Consider the following 3,656-nt stretch of genomic DNA (forward strand, 5'->3'; position numbering starts at 1 on the left):
ACACGCTATACGCTGGGCACCGACACGGCCGAGAATAACGGTGCGCAGGAACTCATTGCCAACGCCGTGGCGCTTGGCGCCCCGGCGATCGTGCTGCACTTCAACAACGACGGCTGGCAGCTTGCACACGAATTGGTTATCGGCCTGCAGGAACAGGGCCACAAAATCTGGGGGGAAATCTATCCCTACGCTGCGGGTTCCACCACGATTAATGCCGAGTTCCTGGAGCCTGAGGTCTGGATCGACGAATTTGGCAGACGCTATGAAGATACCATGCTGGATCCGGTCACGGGTGAGTACTATACCTTGGAGACTTACAAGGAGACCGTTGCGTCCGAACCCGCCAGACCAATCGTCATCTTTAAGCAGCCCAAAGAAAACGAGGCGAAATGGCTGACGCTGAAAGGCGTGACCATGGCCAGCGATGCGGTTGGTGCCATGCCGTATGACGCCCCGTGGGATTACCCTCTGGAAGAGTTGGGTGGCACGCACCCGCGCACGGCCGGTGCCCGAGGCGCGACGATCAGGCTCGGTCGGGAAAACGACATCCCGATGATGCAGCTGATGTCGATCCTCAGCTACAACGCTGCCAAGCATCTGGGCGCGATCGGCCTGAAATCCATGCAAGAACGCGGCCGCATCCAGACGGGCATGGTTGCCGATATCGTGGTCTTTGATCCTGAACGCTTCACGGACAATTCAACCTACGAACAGGGCAATATCCCTTCGACGGGCATGAAAGCCGTGATCGTCAACGGTCAGGTCACTGTGCGTGACGATGTGCTGCTTCCTGTTTTCGCGGGTCAGCCGATCCGGTTTGACCCCGAAGAAAAGCCACGCTTCGAACCGATCTCGGAAGAGGCGTGGAATGCCGAATTCTCGACCGGAATGCCTTTGCCATCTGACTTCACGGGTGCCTTTCCGCAGAAAGTCGAAAACTGATGGTGAGAAATCTGAGCAAGGAGGCGGGAACATGCGGTTTTTGATCTCTGTCTTTGTGGCGGCCCTTTGGGTCGCCACTCAAACAATGGCAGAACCGGAAGCCGTCGCGTTTTCCGACTTGGCGGACCCGTTCGCCGTTGCCTTTGAAGACCCCTATGCAGCCATGGGGAGCGACATGCTGAACGAACTGAAAGTACTGGTTCAGTCGGACGAGAAGCTCGTCGGCATTGATCTTGATGAGGAGACACGGACGCGTCTGGAGGCCCGCCGGGCTGCTGCGCAGGAAAAGCTCGAAACGAATGGTCACGATGTAGATGTGTTGCTGGAACAACGCTGGGACGTCGCCAAGAAGCGACGGAATGCCCTCATGGCTCAAAATCCAATTTTCGATGGGGTCGAGGTTTCGATATCCGGCTACATCATTCCTGCGCCGCAGGCTGCGGATGGCAGCGGGTTCGGCTATCTGGTCCCGCAGGTCGGAATGTGCAGTCACCTTCCGCCACCGCCGCCGAACCAGCTTGTGCGGGTGCGGCTGCGGGCAGATCAGCAGGTGGAGTCGCTTTATTTGCCGGTTCGGGTGACGGGGCTACTGCGCGTTGAGCCAAGTGATGAGACCATTTTCGTCCTCGACGGGGAGTCGCGCATGCTGAGTGGCTGGACCTTGTATGCCGAAACTGTCGATTTAACGGACGGTTGAAGCCGGAAGGACCGGGTCCTTGCCGCGGGGCTTGAACGTTGCTGACGGCGCCGGGCAGCGCTGCATTGAGGCAACAGGATTGATACGCTGGTGACGCATTCAAGACAGTCGCTCGCCGAATATCAAAGCGATTTATAGAAGCTAAACTCTAAAAGGATTTACCGATGAAGAAGCAAAGACATCTACTGGCCGGGACCCTTTTGATGAGTGTCATCTGGGCTGTGCCTGCCTTGGCGCAAGACTACGATCTTGTGATCAACAACGGTCGCGTCATGGACCCCGAAACGCTGTATGACGATGTCGCCAATGTCGGCATCAAGGACGGCCGGATTGTTGCGATCACCAAGGATGCAATCACGGGTACAGAGACGGTGGACGCCACGGGCCATATCGTTGGGCCGGGTTTCGTCGACACGCACTTCCACTGGCAGGCACCGCTTGGCTATGCCCTCGGGTTGCGCGACGGGCTGACCAGCGCCATGGATATTGAACTCGGCTGTCCCGGGACGTTCATTGCAAAATGGTACGAGGCCCGCGCCGGTGTCACCCAAGGCAATTATGGCTGCGGTTCCAGCCACGAATCTGCCCGCGCTATGGTGATCGACGGCAAGATGAGCGATGAGATCTACGAGAGAGGCCCCATGGCCGTCATGGAGTCCCGAAAGAAAAATGGGTGGAGCCTCAATCGCGCAACCCTCGAGCAAGGCAACGAAATTCTCGAGATCATCGACAAGGGCCTTCAGGATGGCGCGCTCGGCGTCGCCAGCACCTTGGGATACATGCGGGATGGCGTTTCCTCGCGCGAGATGTTCGAGGTGCAGAAAGTCGGGGCGCGCTATGGACGTTTGACCGGCGCGCACACCCGCTTCACCCCTGATAACGACACTATGGAGAACCTCGGCCAGCAGGAACTCCTCCTCAATGCGGTGGCCCTGGGTGCGCCGGCCATCGCTCTGCACTTCAACAACCCCGGTTGGCAGTTAACCACCGAACTGCTGTCCCGCCTTCGGGACGCGGGGCACAATGTTTGGGGCGAAGTCTATCCCTACACGGGCGGCACGACCTTTTTGAATGCGGTTTTCTTGGCACCCGACAACTGGGTCGGTAGAATGGGCCACCGCTATGAGGACACCCTGCAAGATCCGATCACAGGTGAATTCTATGACCTGGACAGATACAATGCCGATATGGAATCCGACCCGACCAAGCTGATCATTCTCTACAAGGCGGCGGAGGAAGACCTGCCGAAATGGCTGTCGCTCAAGGGCGTGACCGTGGCCAGTGACTCGGTTACTGCCGAGCCGATTTTCGGCCCGTGGGATTTCCCGTTTGACCAACTGGGCGCCTCCCATCCCCGCACATCCGGCACCCGCAGTATTTCATTGCGGTTGGGACGGGAAAACAACATCCCGATGATGCAGCTGTTGTCGATCCTCAGCTACAACGCGGCCAAACATCTGGGCGATACGGGTCTGAAGGCGATGCAGGAGCGTGGCCGTATCCAGACCGGGATGGTTGCAGATATCGTGGTGTTTGACCCCGAACTTGTCACCGACAATTCGACCTATCGAAATGCCACGGTCCCTTCGACGGGCTTCAAGGCCGTGATCGTCAACGGTCAGGTCACCGTGCGTGACGACGAATTGCTCGGCGTCTTCGCCGGTCAGCCGATCCGGTTTGAACCCGAGGCCAAGCCGCGCTTCGAGCCGGTTTCGATAGAGGCGTGGAAAGCCGAGTTCACGACGGCGACGCCCGAAGTCACGCCCATCTTTCCGGTGAACGACTGAAACTGAGCCTGACGCGCTGAGGCGGGATCATGCGGTTTTTAGATCTCCGCCGTCTTGGCTGCCTGTTGGCGCAGGTCTGGTGCGCGCGGCGCCGCGCGTCACGGTCTTTCAAAATCGAACGGGACAGTCCCGGACCTCATCTCACAGAAGGAGAAACCAAAAATGAAATATCGTCATGTTATCGCAGCCCTCGCAGTTTCCGCGGCGGCTACCTTCGGCCCGGCATACGG

General features: G+C 58.5%; 2 protein-coding genes and 1 pseudogene. All 3 read left to right on the forward strand.

The window, feature by feature from the left end; genetic code table 11:
- A pseudogene (locus LC354_RS26900) lies at window positions 1-942 on the forward strand (aminoacylase); the annotation flags it as partial.
- 31 nt (window positions 943-973) lie between these two features.
- Complete coding sequence (locus LC354_RS26905) at window positions 974-1,639, forward strand: DUF3299 domain-containing protein (RefSeq protein ID WP_223429015.1); 666 nt, start codon at window positions 974-976, stop codon at window positions 1,637-1,639.
- Window positions 1,640-1,803: 164 nt separating this feature from the next.
- The gene (locus tag LC354_RS26910; RefSeq protein ID WP_223429016.1) at window positions 1,804-3,426 is read left to right on the forward strand and encodes an amidohydrolase family protein; all 1,623 of its coding nucleotides are present in this window, start codon (window positions 1,804-1,806) and stop codon (window positions 3,424-3,426) included.
- The last annotated feature ends 230 nt before the right edge of the window (window positions 3,427-3,656 follow it).

Origin of the sequence: Tateyamaria pelophila (assembly GCF_019966495.1) — a bacterium.
GTDB lineage: Bacteria > Pseudomonadota > Alphaproteobacteria > Rhodobacterales > Rhodobacteraceae > Tateyamaria > Tateyamaria pelophila.

What these genes read in the sequence shown, in the direction of transcription:
- LC354_RS26905 (WP_223429015.1), top strand. Translation starts at nt 974, where the DNA reads ATGCGGTTTTTGATCTCTGTCTTTGTGGCGGCCCTTTGGGTCGCCACT.
- LC354_RS26910 (WP_223429016.1), top strand. Translation starts at nt 1,804, where the DNA reads ATGAAGAAGCAAAGACATCTACTGGCCGGGACCCTTTTGATGAGTGTC.